Raw genomic sequence first — 18,180 nt, forward strand, 5'->3', positions numbered from 1 at the left:
GTTGATGTTGAAGATAATAGGGAACAGTTACCATGACTATAATTTCTATTGGATTTGAATTTTAGCAGTTTGTAGCTTGCTTTGCACAGTTTCATATGTTGAATTTAGATTCTTACTATATTCTATGTAAGAGCCTATAGGAGATGTAGATAAACTGATAAAAGTATTATAGTTCTCATATAAATCTAATACTGCTTTATACTGTTGTTCATATTTAGCAGGTGGATTTTTTAAAAGTGACAAATTCTTAGTAACAATATCGTGATTGTTTAAGGCTACTTCTGTTGCATCACTTTTAGCCATTCGAACTATAGTAATCATAGTATCAAAATTACCTTCTTCTAATCCTATTCCTAGACCTCCGCCAAAGTATGCTTGATTTGACCAATTTAGAAGTGGTTCAATTTCTTCTTCGGAAATCTCTAAGTCTTCACTAATAGTCGATAAAGGGATACTTCTGTCAATTATCTCTCCCCAATATTCTTGGTAGGAACCTCCAATTACAGCTGATTCAGTCGTCGAATAATCTATATCATCTAATAATTTTATTAGTTGTTTATGATACTCTTTTTCGTCAGTACTCTTATTCCAAAAGTAATAACTAATACTGCCACCTAAAACTACCAACAAAGTCACAATCAAAAAAACAATCTTTCTATTCATGAGAATACCTCCTAATATAAAGATATTGTAACATAAAAGTAATTGTTCCAAATAATAGTTTAATGACTATAGTAATGGTTTTCTATGTATAGATTGGTAGTACAGTAAAGTGACACTGTTACCTTTCAACGATTCGATGATGTTTGAATACTTATGCTCTTTAGAAATCATTACTCATGTTTAATCGAATAATCGCTGCTTTGAGGTCTGTTAGTTGAATTGGTCATGTATCAGTAGCAGGAGCAAACGGTTGTGGAGATGTAGGGGAATCATAGGAGCTTGACGATATAGTGATACGATAGGGTTTAAATGAGGCTTCTAAGTGTTCATATAAACAGCGCTCAACGCAATCGAAATGGATAAGTTGTTCTTATGTTAGATTCTCGATGCGTTTGAGCATAGGTTTAAATTTTTTCTTTATTCTGTTCAATCAAATTTTCAGCAATAGTAATTGCTTTTTCAGCATGTTCAGTAGATTCTTCAGCTCTTGTAACAGCTCTTTCGGCTATTGAGAAAATATATTCGATTATTTCTGAACTTTGGAAATAGTAGTTCAAAGATATGTTGATTATTGTAAAACCAATAGTAATAATTGAGAGCCCTACAGCGATTTTATCTAAGGTTTCGGTAGGGGACAATATATAGGGTAATATGGTTAAGGATAAAATTGAAGCAATCAAGAAAATAATCCTAACTAAGTTGAATGAGATTTTGAGAAACCTCTTCTTATCGGTTGAATTTTTTAATAGTTTTAAAGGGTAATTAAAAAAGTCAGCAATTACGAATAATAAACCCGAAATAGCCAAAGAACTTACTAAACTTGAAGTAACAATTATTTTTTCTAATATATGTAATAACCCTATAATAGTAAAAGAAGTACCGATAGTTATTAGTAAAATACACATCTCAATTGTAGAGAAAAAATTAGGTCTTTTCTTTTTATTCATTTGATTGAAACACCACCTTCGAGTGTAGTATAGCATTTGTAGAAAAAATGGTAAATGATTCTAGAAAGTCTTAACTTTTAGTTAAGCCGTAATTGTTCATTACCTTGAGCAAAGGGAATAATTGATATTGTATTTTATTATTAAAATTCTGAAGAATAGGCTAAAAATTTCCTTCAATTATCGAAAAGGTTGCTTTTCATAACCTGAGAATTGCATACTTATTTTAACAATTAAGTTAATATAAGGATGTGTTTTTGTGGGTGAAAAAGTTGTGAACCTTGATAGCAGATTTAAAAGTCGAGAAGTCAATGAAGCAATTCAAGAACAAATTGATAAGAAATCTAAAATGTATGTAAGCGACTTCAAACGATTCAAAAAGTATGCAGCTCAGCAAGGTATAGAACTATCATTTGAAGCACTTGAAAAATACTTATTACATACTATTAAAACAGGATTAAAGATAAGTACGTTCAACAGACGTTCGGCAAGCGTGAAGCATTTTCTAGTGAACGTCTTAGGTCAAACTGAATCGGATGAACAGAAGAAGCGTATTGCGCTGCTACGACAAAAGTACAATGACATTCAGTATGTAGAACAGAAGCAGGTGAGCGGTCAAGTAGCACAGCCAAAACATGAAGTCATGGCTATGATTGATAAACTTGATACAAGAGCTAAAGCCATTACTTTATTCAATCTGATAACAGCTTGTAGACCTTCTGAAATGGTTGCTATCCAAGTGAAGCACATTGACCTAAAGAACCGCTCGGTGAATGTTTATTTGAAGAAGCAGAAGGAATGGCACACTAAGCGACTAACACTAGAAGTTGTTAATGTTCTAAAGGAGTACATCGCTTCTAATAGATTAGATTCAGAAAGTTACCTAGTTGGCAAAGTGGACAAGCACAACAATTATACGAGCGTACAAGTATCAGATATTGCTTACAGAAAGTCAATTCATAAGTGGTTAGGATTTGCGCCATACACGTTACGCAAGACACAAGTTTCAGCCATGCACGAAGCAGGAGCAGACCTAGCGACAATTGCAAAGCAAAGCGGTCACAAGAACCTAGAAACAATCAATAAGCACTACCTATCAGTGAACGACAAAACTATTGATAAGTATTTGTAAATAAGGGATTTAAAGGTCAGGTATTAACTTTAAAATTGGATGTGGTATAAATGAGAAAATTAGTTACTTTATGTCTAATAATAATTATTTTAAGTACTAATTTCGGCACTGTAGAAGCTAGTGTGGAAAATATAAATAACTCTGAATTGGAACTTTATAAGCAATTGTATGAAAATCAATTAGAAGCAAATAATAGGGTTTTAACAACAGTTTATTTTGCTCTTAGTTTTGCAGGAACTTTTATAGTCCTTTTTTTAGCAGGGAATTTTTGGGTTGTGAATAAGTCTAGAGAGAAAGAGTTTGAAGCTTTACAAAGCAAAAATCAAGCAGAACTACTTAATATTAAAAATTCTCTCTTGGAGTACATAAAAAGTGAGTTTGAAAAGTATGATGAACTTCAAAAAGTTGAGATTGAAAACACGTTTGATGAGCTTGCAGAAGAGATTGAAAAGTATACAAATGAGCTTGAAGAGAAGTTGGATGAATGTTTAGATAAGTTGAGTGAACTAAAAGAGGATTTAGTATATGAGACAGCATCGAGAAATTATCAGAATGGAGATTATTTACCAGCTTTACATAATTACATGAAATATTTAAATTTAGAGTTAGAAAGAGGTAATTTGCTTGATATTTCTTTGGAAGAAATATGGAATTGTTTGAATAAAATAGACAGTCCCAGTCTTATGATTGATGATGTTAATGAACTGAATGAGTTAATCGATTCTTTACCATCTAAGTATTCTATTTGGTCTAAAAAAATTAAAGCTCGACTAAATGAAATGCCAACACTTTTATTGTACGACAATTAGTAAAATCATCGTTTTACAGTGGTTATGCTACGGAGCAAGAGAGATACCTATAACGCCATAAAAGTATCTGTGATGGGTTCTGTGTTTTAGATTGACAATAATTTCATGCGAGTAAGAGAACGTCATGTGCGACGTGTATAGGAGTTTCATAGCAGGAGCTTGTAAAGTGTAAAATACCGCCCCTCATTTCCGATATTTTTAAAAATGGTATTAAGAATACTAGCCTACCCACCCTACGTCAACACCACGATAAAGCATTTGAAACGATAGCAATCTAGTGAAGTTGACGTACATAGAAATTATTGAAGATTAAATCAAGAAAACTGGATAGAGTTGCGATGGGTACGTTGTTTTAGTGTAACCTTTAATAATTAGGGGGTATAAACTATATGTTGTTTATATCCTTTTTTATATGGAAAATGTTATATTTAATTTACAAATATTTCTTAATAGTGGTGTTGAGATGCTACCAGATAGAATCGATGAATTGGATAGTGCTATTGTAAATGTTGTAGAGGAAAGTGTATTCCCTATGATTTTAGTTACCTAAGCACTATCGCATTTACCTCTGGTCAGTAAACATATTCAGTATAAATAATAACAAATCGATATGAGGATGGTGTATTAATGCAAGAGTTTACATATTCATCTGATGCACCAATTGTAGACACTTCACAAGATGTTTTTAATAGATTTCCATTTGCGAACCGTATAGCAAAAGTAATTTCTAATCGTCAAGATGCTAGTAGTATTGTGATAGGTATATATGGAGCATGGGGAGAAGGAAAAACATCAGTATTTAATTTTATTGAAAGTGAGTTAAAACAGGAAGAGCGTGTAGTATGTATTCGATTTAATCCTTGGCGTTTTGCTGATGAAAATACAATGCTTTTAAATTTCTTCAATGATTTAGTTCGAGCTGTAGATAGAGATTTCGAAACTAAGGGAGAAAAGCTAGGTAAAGTAGTAGATACATATTTTAAACCTTTAGCACAAATTTTAGGTAAAGGTGAAAATATAGAAGCAGTGAGCAGTATATTAAGCTCTGCTGATATTGACGAAATAAAAAGCAGGGTAGAAAAAATTTTGGAAGAAGAGAGAAAAAGAGTAGTTGTTCTTATAGATGATATAGATAGGTTGGAAAAAAGTGAAATTCATGCAGTATTTCGAATGGTCAAATTGACAGCAGACTTCAAATATACAGCATATGTTTTAGCTTTCGATAAGGAAATGGTATCTGCTTCATTACAAGAAAGATATGGTACAGCTAATTCACAAGCTGGTAGACTATTTCTAGAAAAAATTATTCAAGTTCCTCTTCAGTTACCTGCAATTGAAAAAGCAGACCTAAGAACTTTTTGTTTTAAGGCTATAGATGAGGCATTAAAAGTAGGAGAAATAACTCTTTCAGAAAATGATGTACAACAGTTTGTAAATCATTTTCAAGCTTTTGAAGCTCTAATGAAAACACCTAGACAAGCAATGCTATATAGTAACATCATTATGTTCTCATTACCAATTTTAAAAGGTGAAGTGAACATGGTTGATTTAATGTTAATAGAAGCTTTGAGAGTATTTACTCCAGAAATATATATGTTGATTAGAGAAAATAAAGAAGTATTTTTACATCAATTGCAGACTTACAATGAGGAGCAGGAAAAAGAGTGTAGAAGAAAGTTAATTGATGAAAAACTAATGTCTATAGAAATAAATGATGTTGAAGAAGTAAAAGGAGTTTTAAAATATTTATTCCCTAAGTTAGAAAGTATATATTCCAATACTCATTATGGACATGATTGGAACTCTGAATGGGAAGCACATCAAAGAGTATGTTCTGATAAATATTTCCAAAGATATTTCAGCTATTCTGTTTCTAGAGGAGACTTATCTGATATTAAGATGAATAGCTTTTTAGATGATTTGGAATATAAATCATTAGAAGAAAGTATTTTAGACTTTAAAGATTTTATCAATGAGAAAAATGTAGTCAATTTAATTTCTAAAATGAGAAGTAAAGTTAAATCTATAAGTAATAATGAAGTATTGAAGAATTTAGCGATGGTATTAGCAATACACGGGAACATGTATCCAAATCCTCAGCAACAATTCGGTAATACATTTTCACAAGCAGCTTTGCTTTTAGGTGAGATTATAATGAAACAAGATACAAAAGGTGAAAAGATGAAGGTAGCAGAGGTACTAATAAATCAAGCAAAACCTTTACACTTTGCTACTGAGATTTTTAGCTGGATTAGAAGTTTGAAAGATAAAGAGGGAAATAAATTAGTTGAAGAGGATTTAAATGTTTTAGGTAAAGTATTAGTTGATAAAATTACTATGGAAATTACTAATGATGTTAATTTAATGTTCTCTAACTTTAGAGGTGCTTTAGCTTATTGGAATATGTATGATGAAAAGAATCAAGCAAAAGAGACTATCAGTACCATACTAAAATCGAATCCTGATTACGCTCTAAACTTAATAAAACAATACCTACCTAATGTGTGGAGTAACGGAATTAAGGTAGATGCAGATTTGGAAAGTGAAACATATGATGCATTAGTTAGAGATATTAAAGTTGAAGATTTGATTGAAGCTTTTAATAAAGTTTATCTAAATTTACCAAATGACGAGGAGTATCCTGAGTTTGTGGAGTGTCCACACGAAGAAAAAATAGTAAGACAGTTTATATGGCTACATACATATGTACAATCCTTGAAGTGAAAATATTATTTTATATGTAAATAGTAGAAAGAAGGAAATAAATGAAATTATTTATAGATGCAAGCAAAATAACAGATGCACCAATAGAAGATAATTATCTTGTAAAAGATATGATTAATACAAATCTGGTAAACGAATTATTATTCAGTAAACCTACCACGTATTTAGTATCAGGTTACCGAGGTGTAGGGAAAACATCTTATATCAAAGCTTTGAAAAACGAGTTGATTTCCAAGGCAAAAGAAAAAAAGGAAAATGTATTGTTTTTACACATAAATGTAGGGAAATATTCAGACTTCCCTACTTTTTTAAGAGCCTTAATAAGGGAGTTATATTGGGAAATTAATAGTAATGATACCAATAATGATTATAAGAATAATAATAAAGAGTTGCTATCTGATATTGATTTAATATTTGATAGAACTTTTAATAATATTGATTATAAAGTAAATAATAAAAGTTTAATTGAAAATGAAATCAGACAAGGAATTAAATTTGATTTATCCCAATTTATCACTCGTTTATTGATAAGTGGTGTAGGGCTGAGTGTTATTGTTTCCTATATAAAAGAAGGTAATCTCTCTATATATATAAGTCTTCTAATAGCAATTGGATTGATTTTATTTGTATTTGAAAAGAAAAAAACAAAGAATGCAAGCCAGTTAATTGAAGTAAATAGAGCAAATATATATGATGATGAAATCGCTGAACATCAACTATATAAAATAATAAGAGGGTTAAGAGAATCTGGAATAAAAGTTGTATTTGTAATAGATGAATTAGATAAGATAGAAAAGGATGATGAAATAGATAATTTAATTGGAGAACTAAAGCCTATAATGCTCTCAGGAAATGCTAATTTTATACTAATTTCTGGTCAAAGATTATATTATAAATATCAGCTAGCTGATACAATTGATGATGCTGTTCTTTCAAGTTTATTTTCAAAGACAATACACATTCCGTTTGTATCAATAGAAGTTTTAAGACAGTTCTTTAAGAAGCTTATGATTAATAATATTACTATAGATAAAGAGTTATTAACTACGTATGTTGATTCTAAAATATTGTTATCTCATAGAGTTTTGAGAAAGTTTATTAATTTAATAAGACACGATATGAAATTCCAAGACGATGGACAATGTTATTTGACAATTCCAGATGAAAAAAGAGAGATTTATAAAACTGATTCTAGATTAATTGTAATAATTGAGAAAATTGAACAAGAATATATAGGTGAAAGTGATTATGAAGCAGGTATAAAGGATTTACTTGTATCTCAACTATATATAGCTGTAAAGAATATAAAGAAGCTGAAATTGTTAGATTTCCAAGTATCGGATATTGTGGGAACAAACGTAATGGAACAAACAAATTATTTAATTAAATATAGGGGACAAATTGATGAAGTTATTAGCCTTCTTTTAGAAGAAATGGTAGAAAGAGGGATACTTGAAAGGATAATTATTAATGAAGATACTGAAGAGTTTAAATATAAATGGAAAGATGAAATTGCTGTTGAACATTCAATTAAGGAAATGTCGTTCTTAGAAGAATTTATTTTTATTGAAAGAATGATAAGAGAAATTGTTAATGGATTAATAAAGCAGAAATATATTCATAAATATAAAGAGAATTTTAATAAGTCTATATTATCATTGAATGAATGTATTAGTATTCTAAAACAAAATGAGATTATGAGTTATGGTATGTTAGATGAGTTAAAACCTTTAACATATGCCCGAAATAATATCGCTCATGGTAAACCGATGAATGAATTAAACGTTAATAATAAACTTCTGTCAGAGAAACATTTGGTTAAAATGAAGTATGAAATTTTTGAAGAGCTTATATACTTCCTTTTGAAGAGAAATAATGCTTATAAGGATATAGAAAGCAATTATGATGGTTTTGATTTTTCTATAGGCAATTTAGCTATAGAAGTGAAAATATTCAAAAAGGTTAATGTTTTCAAGAATAATTTAAAGTCAATCAGTAATAAATTTAATTCACTTAATAAGAATAATGGTGAATTGCTAGTAATAGGACTATTTCAAAATGCCAATAACGAAGAGTTAGAAAGAGCATATATCCAATTGAATGATATGAATATTGAAAATGGTATTTCAGTAATTGTAATTAATGAAATTAATATACCTCAATTAGAAGAAATACTTAGTAATGCTATTGATATTTCAGTTAGATGAAAATGTTATTAAATTTTGTTATATTCTTTTAAAGATACTTTCGGTCTTAGAACGTAATTTGACCGAATCCCTAGTACGAATTGAATACGTCTTAAACGCTTGGTGCGCCTAGTATAAGTAGTGAAAACTATAGTGGTAAGCTAAGGCGTCGGTCGGGGGTTCGAATCCCTCCTGGGACGTACATAAAACCGTCAAACTTGAGTTAAACAAGTTTGGCGGTTTTTTATTTCCTTAATGTAGTTGTTTACTTAAGAAAGCCCAATTTTATTTCAGCTTTATATTTTCTATATACAGATCAACATCTTTCATCAATTGTTTAAATAATATTCTATTTTTCTTTTTAATGTTTATTTTCTTTCTTGCAGCCTTTAAAGAGAATTCTTCATGAACAATACAACTTCTGAGATTCGCCAATAATTTAGTATTATTTTTAAAAATTAAGTTATCACCCAACTGTTCCTCTAAATCAAGAATTATATTGTTATCCGATTTATTTCTATATTTACGTTTGAAAATAACTTTATAAATGTCTTTTAACAGTTGTTCAATTAATGAATATAACTCAACTGTGAGCGTAGCGTATTTACGGTCTCTGCGCCGACCGTAAAATTCCTCCAATTCATAATCGCTTAATAGCTCCAGCCATTTAAAAGTACCAGATTTATTCGAAGTATTTTTTACAATTTGCTGAAATTCTTTTTCGATTAAACAAAGATCTGCAAATGCATGATCTTTTAATTTTTTGATTTCTTTCTTTTTACTCAACTAAAACACTCCTTCCATCGTTGGCTTTGAAAGCAAAGGGGAAGCTCAATCGCTCATCGCTCCCATTTGCAACAACTCTCCTATATTTCTTACCCGTAATTTTAAACTAATCAACTATTTTTTTACTTCAACCTTCGCAACAGGAACTCAGCAATGTTCTAACCGTAGAATGTTTTATTTAATAGGGAACGTGGGAAAACACAATGAATAGGAGGGATCATGATGGATAATACTTTATTTGGCAATTCAAGTTTGAATGTTTCTAAATATGCTTTGGGCACGGTAATGTTCAGTACAAATGGCCTTGAAGGGGTGGGGGCTATGGATCAGGCAACCGCAAATTATATGGTGGATTACGCACTGGATCAAGGCATCAACCATTTTGATACAGCGAATATGTATGCGAAAGGTGATGCAGAAGTTATTTTTGGCAAAGCGATAAGAGATAAACGTCATGATATGATCATCAGCAGTAAAACAGGATTTCAGCTAATAGATAAACCAACCGATACGGGTGATTTAATCAACGTAGATTCATCCATAGATGCGCTATTAAAAAGACTTGGTACTGATTATATCGATCTATATTATGTACATTGTTGGGATGGTCAAGTACCAGTTAGCGAAACTGTCCAAGAGATGAATGACTTAATTAAGAAAGGGAAAATACGGCATTGGGGGGTATCGGATTACAGTGGCTGGGCGCTTGCGAAGACACATACATGGGCAGTAGAAAATAGTATGATACCGCCAATTGCACAGCAAATCTATTACACTCCGGAATCACGTGAAGCAGAGTTTGAAATTTTGCCTGCCGGTAAAGAATTAGGCATGGCTAATAGTATCAGGTCTCCACTGGGTGAGGGGCTGCTCACTGGTAAATTTACAAGGGATAAAAGAGTGGAACCAGTTACAAGACAAGGGAATGGTTGGCCGGAAACATATATTAAAAATCCCGATTTGTTTTATAATCTAGTCGATTTATTGCAAGATGTTGCTTCCAAACATAAAGTAACGGTACCACAAGTTGTTCTCGCATGGTTACGTGATCGACCGAATGTAGACTCAATTGTCTTGTCTGCAAGAACTAAAGAACAGTTACATGAAAACATTGCATCATATAGTTTAAAGTTAACAAAAGAGGATATTTTCCAAATTAATGATTTAACTGCACTCGAACCTATTTATCCATTGTGGCATCGCGCTATGAATTCCTTAGATAGAGCTTCAAATGCAGAAAAGGTATATTTTGATGAATACATTAAGTTGATGGAAAGCAAAAACCGTTCGACTCATAGTTAACGGAATCTTAGCAAAAGGGTAAACATTATTTTGAGAATCAATCAAGGGGCAAGAAGCCAAGAAACGCTGTGAAGACATGCTTTCTTGGCTTTTTTGAATGTAGTTTATACATTGTGTGGAGATGGTTTTGAAAATGTATCCATAACACACGTATATTGTGAAGATTTTCACTTATACTAACGTGGGAAAATGCTTATGTTATAGGATAAATAAAAGAAACAGATATTTGTGGTAATAAAATGGCGAATCAAGGGTAATTAAAGTTATATGGACATGCATTCAAATAAGAAGCATGGCATCTTGAGCAAACTGCGTTAATTGGAAAGGAAGGTACCTATGAATAAAAAATGGAACAAACAGTTTATTGGTGGCGAATGGAGAGAAGGAAACAGCGAAAGAGTTTACGTTGATCAGAATCCATACAATGAGGAAACGATTGCAGAAATCCGGTTGGCAAATGAAAAGGACATAGATGAGGCATATAAGGCGGCCAAAGACGCACAAAAAGAATGGGCGCAGGTCAATGCCTATCAAAGACAAGCAATCATAGAAAAAGCTGCACAAATTGTAGAACGACGTAGAGAAGAAATCGTGCAGATTTTAGTGGAGGAGAATGGGGCTTCCCATACAAAAGCGAACATTGAAATTAGTGGCGCAATTGGCATTATGAAAGAGTCTGCTACGTTTCCTCTCCGGATGCATGGACAAATAATGCCATCCATTATTCCTGGGAAAGAGAACCGGGTATATCATAATCCTGCTGGGGTAGTGGGGATCATTAGTCCATTTAATTTCCCGTTTCATTTAACGATGCGTTCCCTTGCTCCTGCTTTGGCAACAGGCAATGGGGCTGTGCTTAAACCTGATTTGCAGACGATGATATCAGGCGGACTCATTCTAGGTGAAATTTTTGAAGAGGCTGGTATCCCTAAAGGATTACTAAATATAACGGTTTGCAGCTCATCAGAAATTAAAGATGCATTTGTTGAACATCCGATTCCTCAAATTATTTCTTTTACCGGTTCTACACAGGTAGGGCGCCATATTGGGGAGCTTTGTGGAAGAAACCTGAAACGTGTCGCTCTGGAACTTGGCGGGAACAATGTCATGCTAGTTTTGAAAGATGCTGATGTTCAAAGAGCAGCTGCTTCTGCTGCCTTCGGTAAATTTTTAAACAGCGGGCAAATTTGTATGTCGCTGAATCGGATTGTTGTTGAACGCCCGGTATATGAATCGTTTCTAAAAGCATTTGTGGATAGAGCATCCAAGATCAAATACGGGGATCCAAGAAATAATGATGTAGTTGTCGGTCCGCTTATTAATCATAAACAAATTGAACGGATTCAAAAGTTAATTGATCAAAGCATCGAGCAAGGAGCGAAATACGCCCTTAAAGGGGAAGTAAAAGGCAATGTGCTGGCTCCTACTATTTTGACGAATGTTACGAATGATATGCCGATAGCACAGGAAGAAATTTTTGGACCTGCTGTAGGTGTTATTGTTGTAGATAGTGAAGAAGAAGCGATTCGTGTTGCGAATGACAGCGACTATGGACTGAGCGGTGCTGTTCATGCCGGCACAACAGAACATGGCGTTGAAGTAGCGAAACAGATTATAACAGGAATGATTCACGTTAATGACCAGGGAGTCAATGATGAACCGATCGTAGCCTTTGGTGGGGAGAAAGCATCAGGCTTAGGCCGATATGGCGGCGAATGGGCAATCCATGAATTTACAACGACAAAATGGATCTCTGTTCAGACAGACCCACGAGAATATCCGTTTTAAAATTTATATTAATAAGAAAAGACCTAATCATAATTATGGGTTAGGTCTTTTTATTTTATAGGTATATAAAAAGCTTTTCGGTTATTGAGTCTTTTGGTTCAGTCTCGACTAAATTTTTTATATAAACATAAATTAATGGAAAATGAAAAAAATTAGGAATTGAGTTGTATTATATAAAAGAGTATTGTTAAGATAGGCTTAATGAAATAGTAGTAAATAAATTCCTGTTTTATTAGTTAATAGGTACAAAGTGAATATATTTTGTTTAAAAGAGTAAATTAATATAAAAGTGAGAAATTTAATTCATAGATATATAGAACCAATTTCCAATCTCGTGTTATAATAGTATGTGGAACATAAGGGCTATTTTGATTGGCAATAAAATTGCGAGGTAAAAAATGAAGAAATCATCATTATTACAAGAAGAAAAAAATTCCACAGTATTGTTTTCATGGTTATTTTATATTGTATTTTTTGTTTATGAAATCTTCTACTATAACCTTTTTCCAGCATTTCCGTGGAATAATGTTGGAGCAAATAGTAGGGTAGTGTACGATTTTATGTATGCTAAATATATTATTATCATTGCGCTTATCCCTTTTTCTATTTATTTAATTAAAAAGGGAAAAGTAGAATTAGTAAAATATATTGTATTTTTTGGTTATTTTTCAACTAATTTAATTTCTGATATATTATATTATAAAGATAGTGCGCTTCCTTACACTAGTGGAAACATGGTAGAACTTGTAATTATACTTTTCTCACCAATCTTTGTGAATAAGAAATTTACATATTATATAACTGGTGGTTTAATATTAAAGTATATTCTGGTTGGATTATTTATACAGGATCCGCTAGTTTTATTTCCGATTAGTATAATGGCTGTATTATCCTTTATTTCCTTCCTCCTCTTACATCGATTTTTAAATTATATTAAAGCATTAAAGTACTCATATGATGAACAATTGGAAGGCGTTGTAAAAGGGGTTATTGCTATACTGGAGTTGAAGGACCCTTATACTCGAGGACATAGTGAACGTGTTGCCGCATATGCGATGAACATGGCAGAAGCAACAGGAAAGTTCAAACCCTCTGAATTAAATAATTTTTATTATGCTTGTCTTTTACATGATATTGGAAAAGTAAATATACCAGATGCTATTTTGACAAAGTCTGGTAGATTGACTGATGATGAATATGATATAATTAAAACACATCCGGTAGTGGGAGCTGAAGCTATACGAGATGTCGATGGGATTGCCGATAATATTGAAGTGATTTACCATCATCATGAAAGATGGGACGGGAAAGGTTATCCGGATGGATTGACTGGCGAAGATATTCCATTTCTAGCCAGAATTACTGCTGTCGCAGATGCTTTTGATGCGATGACTTCATCCCGATCCTATCGTCCAGCACTTCAAATTGAAGAAGCCCATCAACGAATTATTGATGGGCAAGGGAGCCAATTTGACCCGCAACTGATAGAAATATTTAAACAGATATACCCCGAATGGATTAAGATATCTAAAATATATCATAAGGGTATGGATATGAGAGGAGGGCAAAAACGTGAAAATTCGCAAACTTAGTAAAATTAAGGTTACTTGCTGGTGGTGTTGGTATACTCCAAAAGGATGAGTAAGTAAAGCGTTAGGATGCTAGAATTATAGCATCCTATTTTAATTTGTAGAGGAGGCTATACGTTGAAGGTATCCTTGCATTCCAAAATAACGTTATATCCGTTATCCATTCGAAAAGATAAAAAACATTATATTGTAGAAGAGCCGATTTCCGGGGATTTCTTTGAATTGCCTCAGATTGGTGTTGATGCCATCAAACGTATGGAACAAGGTGAGGAACTCGTTTCCATTGAATGTGCATTAAAAGATATGTATCCAGGGGAAGAAGTGGATATTGTTGATTTTGTGGAGCAACTATTGGAGTTAGGACTTGTTCAAGAAGTGGATGGTGTGCTAGTTAAAAAAGAACAGTCTAAATCCACATCACGTTCGGGTGGTTTCTTATGGATTCCGCAATCGGTAGGGCGTCTATTTTTTAATGGAGTGATGAACAAAATCTACTTGCTTCTGCTCATTGCAAACATCATCATTCTCATACTGAATCCGGAGTTTTTCCCCCATTACAAAGATTTATTCCTTTTCGATTCTATGGTGTTGAATATTCTTATGTATCTATCAATTTCTTTAGTATTAATTTTAATTCATGAATTCGGGCATGTTCTTGCCATTCGATCACATGACTTGCAGGCTAAATTAAGTATTGGAAACCGGCTGATATTTATAGTTTTTGAAACAGACCTCACTCAAGCCTGGAAGCTCGATCCAAAAAAGAGAAACATCCTGTATCTTGCCGGAATATCCTTTGAGCAAATCATTCTTTTCATTTCATTCGGTGTAATGCTTCTTTTTCCGGATGCTAGTATTATAGGAATTCTTGGAATCATCGTGTTGGATATTTTTATAAAACTTATTTATCAATGCTGTTTCTATATGAAAACAGATGTTTATTATGTTGTGGAAAATATAACAGGCTGTTATAACTTGATGGAAAACGGCAAAATCTACTTAAATTCCTTATTTAAGAAACGACGAAAAGATGAGAATATTAATAAAGAGATGTTCCAGGGAGAATGGAACTTGATCCGTCTGTATAGTGTATTTTACATAGTTGGAGTTGTTTTAACATTAATTTTGGCCGTGTTGTATTTTGTACCGCAGCTTTATTATACTTATACTACCATTTATTTAAATCTTCACGGAACAGGCGATCGTGCCGCGTTTTGGGATGCCGTTGCATTTTTGGTCATGACAATGCTCATGTTTGTTCTGCTGATGTATGTTAAAAAAAATCAAAGGCATGATAACAGTTAGCTCATAATATTATAAAATGCCTTGCAGGTATGCTCTGCACGGATAAATGCTGGAAATTTCTAAAATAATAATCTGAAATTTTAAATTATTTCAAAAACCTACTTGACGAATAAGAATTAAATCGGTACGATACTGTTAATACATTTAAAGTTAAGTAGTTTACTAGGGATTAGATAATTAAACTACTCCTTTAAAGAAAAATTTAATAAAGTGCTGATTAGACAACTAAAGGCGCTAAAAATACATTCCTCTCACCAAACATATTGGAGGAGGCTGTATTTTTAGTGCCTTTTCATTTTAACTTTTGTTAAAAGCGGTTGTCATGGAAGGAGGAAACTACACAAAAGAAGGTATCGATAATGTTTGAATGGCACTTGAACGTCAAATAAACGGTTAACTTGAATAAATAATGAAAAGGGAGCGGTATATATGGGAAATCCAACAATTCATCCGACAGGGGCAACAGTTTACAATCCGGAAAAGGCGGCAAGCGGTTTTACAATTTTTCAGGCAGCAAATGAAGGAGCATTACTGATTGATATGAACGGGAAAGAAGTACATTTATGGAAAGGGCTACGCGGCTTCCCGAACAAAGTATTTCCAGGTGGTTTTGTTCTAGGGCATACATTTAATCGTGATCCGCAGTATGGCTTCCAGGATGAGGGCGATCTAGTCCAGATTGATTTTGAAGGTAATGTTGTATGGAAATTTGACAAGCATCAATTTATTGAAGATCCGGGCAAGGAAGCAAGATGGTATGCACGTGCACACCACGACTACCAACGTACGGGCAGTCCTGTAGGGTACCCGGCACCAGATCAGGAGCCGCAAACAACAGGTGGCAATACATTGATTTTGGTTCACCGTGATGTAGTGAACGAAAAAATCTCCAAACATCCATTATTGGATGATGCATTTATTGAGGTCGATTGGGAAGGCAATATCGTATGGGAATGGAATGCACATGAGCATTTCGATGAGCTAAACTTTAGTGATGAAGCACAAAAGGCGATTTACGAGGAGCCGAATCGACGTTTCTTCGGTAATCATTCAGGCGACTGGCTTCACATTAATTCCATTTCATTAGTTGGTCCGAACCGCCATTATGATAATGGAGATGAGCGTTTCCATCCGGACAACATTATTTGGGATGCGCGTGAGGCAAATATTATCGCGATTACAAGCAAAGAGACAGGGAAAATCGTATGGCAACTTGGTCCGGATTATGACACATCGGAGACGAAACATTTAGGATGGATAATCGGACAGCATCATGCACATATCATTCCAAAAGGTTTACCAGGAGAGGGGAATGTTTTAGTATTTGACAACGGAGGCTGGGGAGGATACGGCGCACCGAATCCAAACTCGGTTGACGGCAATAAAGTAGCAATCCGCGACCATTCCCGCATTTTGGAAATCGATCCGATTACACTTGAAATTGTATGGCAATATACTGGGCTTGAAGCGAAGTATTCAGTACCAACAGATTCCTATAAATTCTACAGTCCCTATATTAGTTCGGCACAGCGTTTGGAAAATGGCAATACGCTTATTACAGAAGGCTCGAATGGCCGAATTTTTGAAGTAACGGCAGACCACGAAATTGTATGGGAATATATTTCAGCCTATAAAAATGAACGAGGGTCAAATATGGTCTATCGCGCATACCGTGTGCCATACAACTGGGTACCACAATTGGAAACACCGGTTGAAGTAGAGATCAAGCCAATTGATGTGAAAGATTTCCGTGTACCGAATGCGGCAGAAGGCGGTGCACATTCGGTTGCTGAAATTAAAGAAGCTTTTTCTTATGGAGAAGGTGCGCTTTGCGTTGCTCGTTATGATGAGACAGTGGCGAAGAAAATTACAACTTAAATTTTTGAACATAATTCCTAGTATAAAAATAAAAATAGTTAGTTAGCGAAAAGAGTGAAAATATGAAACTAAAAGGTTCGATACAATTATTACTATTATTTGTAATGGTGCTAATATTAGCGGCGTGCGGGAATGATGCAAATTCAGCCAATGCTGATGGCAAAACAATTCGGGCAGCAATCGATACAGCAGCAGGGGGTTCGTTCCAAATTCGTGCAGCTGCTACAAATAATTATTTTGCGGATCGAGAATTGAATGTAGAGCTTTCCAATTTTGCCTACGGAATCGATACTGTGAATGCTGTTTTGACAAAGCAGGCAGATACAGGGTTGGCGGCAGATTATGCATTACTGAACTCGCTAGGTAAAGGTGATTTCGTCGTCGTTTCAGCGCTGACAGGGAGCGATGAGCATTTCAACTCTGTCAGTCTGTCTGAAATTCTAGCAGTGAAGGGCATCAAGGTACCGGCGGATATTAAAGGGAAAAAAATTGGTGTTGCAAAAGGAACGGTATTTGAATACCAATGGGCTAAATACTTGGAGCACTACAGTATTAGCGAGGACGATATTAAATATGTACCGTACAGCACGCCTGATGAAGCAATAGTCGGTATGAAAAAAGGCGATATCGATGTCGTTATTGGATCTGGTGCCTTAATAGAGAAATTCAAAAATATTGATGGAGTACGTGAAATTGATCGATTGAGTTCTGTACCTGACTTAGGTGTATCGAGTTATTTAATTGTGGACCGAAAATTTGCAGAAGCAAATTCAGCCGAAATCGGGAAGTTCCTTGAAGGTATTGAACAAGGAATTGAATATGTAAAGGGGAATCCGGAAGGTACTGCGGACATCGGCTATAAAGAGCTGAAAATCACAAAAGAAGACATACTGCTTGATTTAAAACGAGTGAACTATACGCTCGGTTTTACGAAAGAAGACTATACACATTTATCAAAGATGAAAGCGTATTTGCTGGAGCGCGGTATTTTGGATGAAGATTTTAATTTGGATGAAAAGCTGTATCTAGATCCGGCGAAGCAAGTATTGAAAGACAAGGTAACTTACTAACTAA

13 protein-coding genes are annotated in these 18,180 nt (G+C 33.8%); 10 read left to right on the forward strand and 3 right to left on the reverse strand.

Annotated elements, in window-relative coordinates; translation table 11 throughout:
- Positions 1 to 45: 45 nt before the first annotated feature.
- Positions 46 to 663, reverse strand: a complete 618-nt coding sequence (locus CBM15_RS04135; protein ID WP_087615828.1) for a hypothetical protein — start codon at positions 661 to 663, stop codon at positions 46 to 48.
- A gap of 404 nt (positions 664 to 1,067) precedes the next feature.
- The gene (locus CBM15_RS04140) at positions 1,068 to 1,610 is read right to left on the reverse strand and encodes a hypothetical protein (protein ID WP_087615829.1); all 543 of its coding nucleotides are present in this window, start codon (positions 1,608 to 1,610) and stop codon (positions 1,068 to 1,070) included.
- A gap of 256 nt (positions 1,611 to 1,866) precedes the next feature.
- On the opposite strand from CBM15_RS04140, the gene CBM15_RS04145 reads away from it, so the two are divergent.
- The 4 genes from CBM15_RS04145 to CBM15_RS04160 all read left to right on the forward strand — a co-directional run bounded on the left by CBM15_RS04145 (position 1,867) and on the right by CBM15_RS04160 (position 8,479).
- Positions 1,867 to 2,739, forward strand: a complete 873-nt coding sequence (locus tag CBM15_RS04145; RefSeq protein ID WP_087615830.1) for a tyrosine-type recombinase/integrase — start codon at positions 1,867 to 1,869, stop codon at positions 2,737 to 2,739.
- 50 nt (positions 2,740 to 2,789) lie between these two features.
- Positions 2,790 to 3,548 (forward strand): hypothetical protein, encoded by a 759-nt coding sequence (locus CBM15_RS04150; RefSeq protein ID WP_087615831.1) that lies wholly within the window; start codon positions 2,790 to 2,792, stop codon positions 3,546 to 3,548.
- 627 nt (positions 3,549 to 4,175) lie between these two features.
- Positions 4,176 to 6,272, forward strand: coding sequence for a KAP family P-loop NTPase fold protein (locus CBM15_RS04155; protein ID WP_087615832.1), 2,097 nt, complete (start codon positions 4,176 to 4,178; stop codon positions 6,270 to 6,272).
- A gap of 41 nt (positions 6,273 to 6,313) precedes the next feature.
- A complete protein-coding gene (locus CBM15_RS04160; protein ID WP_087615833.1) occupies positions 6,314 to 8,479 on the forward strand; it encodes a P-loop NTPase fold protein in 2,166 nt (721 codons plus the stop codon).
- A 264-nt stretch (positions 8,480 to 8,743) separates the two neighbouring features.
- Here the strand turns inward: CBM15_RS04160 and CBM15_RS04165 are convergent, their stop codons facing one another.
- On the reverse strand, positions 8,744 to 9,244 hold the full coding sequence (locus tag CBM15_RS04165) for a nucleoside-diphosphate sugar epimerase (protein ID WP_087615834.1): 501 nt from the start codon (positions 9,242 to 9,244) through the stop codon (positions 8,744 to 8,746).
- A 222-nt stretch (positions 9,245 to 9,466) separates the two neighbouring features.
- Here CBM15_RS04165 and CBM15_RS04170 point away from each other — a divergent pair, with 222 nt between their 5' ends.
- The 6 genes from CBM15_RS04170 (at position 9,467) to CBM15_RS04195 (ending at position 18,176) form a co-directional block, all read left to right on the forward strand.
- On the forward strand, positions 9,467 to 10,546 hold the full coding sequence (locus CBM15_RS04170; RefSeq protein WP_087615835.1) for an aldo/keto reductase: 1,080 nt from the start codon (positions 9,467 to 9,469) through the stop codon (positions 10,544 to 10,546).
- A gap of 336 nt (positions 10,547 to 10,882) precedes the next feature.
- Positions 10,883 to 12,334 carry an aldehyde dehydrogenase family protein gene (locus CBM15_RS04175; RefSeq protein ID WP_087615836.1) on the forward strand — a complete coding sequence of 484 codons (1,452 nt, stop codon included), beginning with the start codon at positions 10,883 to 10,885 and terminating at the stop codon, positions 12,332 to 12,334.
- Between the two features lie 398 nt (positions 12,335 to 12,732).
- Positions 12,733 to 13,926 (forward strand): HD-GYP domain-containing protein, encoded by a 1,194-nt coding sequence (locus tag CBM15_RS04180; protein ID WP_087615837.1) that lies wholly within the window; start codon positions 12,733 to 12,735, stop codon positions 13,924 to 13,926.
- 114 nt (positions 13,927 to 14,040) lie between these two features.
- A complete protein-coding gene (locus CBM15_RS04185; protein ID WP_087615838.1) occupies positions 14,041 to 15,228 on the forward strand; it encodes a zinc metalloprotease in 1,188 nt (395 codons plus the stop codon).
- Positions 15,229 to 15,657: 429 nt separating this feature from the next.
- A complete protein-coding gene (locus CBM15_RS04190; RefSeq protein WP_087615839.1) occupies positions 15,658 to 17,106 on the forward strand; it encodes an aryl-sulfate sulfotransferase in 1,449 nt (482 codons plus the stop codon).
- Between the two features lie 62 nt (positions 17,107 to 17,168).
- The gene (locus CBM15_RS04195; protein ID WP_087615840.1) at positions 17,169 to 18,176 is read left to right on the forward strand and encodes an ABC transporter substrate-binding protein; all 1,008 of its coding nucleotides are present in this window, start codon (positions 17,169 to 17,171) and stop codon (positions 18,174 to 18,176) included.
- Positions 18,177 to 18,180 lie beyond the last annotated feature (4 nt).

It is taken from the genome of Solibacillus kalamii (assembly GCF_002174535.1).
GTDB classification, from domain to species: Bacteria; Bacillota; Bacilli; order Bacillales_A; family Planococcaceae; genus Solibacillus; species Solibacillus silvestris.

Excerpts from the sequence above, each read along its gene's own strand:
- CBM15_RS04150 (WP_087615831.1), top strand. The coding sequence starts at position 2,790 with ATGAGAAAATTAGTTACTTTATGTCTAATAATAATTATTTTAAGTACT.
- CBM15_RS04155 (WP_087615832.1), top strand. The coding sequence starts at position 4,176 with ATGCAAGAGTTTACATATTCATCTGATGCACCAATTGTAGACACTTCA.
- CBM15_RS04195 (WP_087615840.1), top strand. The coding sequence starts at position 17,169 with ATGAAACTAAAAGGTTCGATACAATTATTACTATTATTTGTAATGGTG.
- CBM15_RS04170 (WP_087615835.1), top strand. The coding sequence starts at position 9,467 with ATGGATAATACTTTATTTGGCAATTCAAGTTTGAATGTTTCTAAATAT.
- CBM15_RS04135 (WP_087615828.1), bottom strand. The coding sequence starts at position 663 with ATGAATAGAAAGATTGTTTTTTTGATTGTGACTTTGTTGGTAGTTTTA.
- CBM15_RS04190 (WP_087615839.1), top strand. The coding sequence starts at position 15,658 with ATGGGAAATCCAACAATTCATCCGACAGGGGCAACAGTTTACAATCCG.
- CBM15_RS04140 (WP_087615829.1), bottom strand. The coding sequence starts at position 1,610 with ATGAATAAAAAGAAAAGACCTAATTTTTTCTCTACAATTGAGATGTGT.
- CBM15_RS04160 (WP_087615833.1), top strand. The coding sequence starts at position 6,314 with ATGAAATTATTTATAGATGCAAGCAAAATAACAGATGCACCAATAGAA.
- CBM15_RS04180 (WP_087615837.1), top strand. The coding sequence starts at position 12,733 with ATGAAGAAATCATCATTATTACAAGAAGAAAAAAATTCCACAGTATTG.
- CBM15_RS04175 (WP_087615836.1), top strand. The coding sequence starts at position 10,883 with ATGAATAAAAAATGGAACAAACAGTTTATTGGTGGCGAATGGAGAGAA.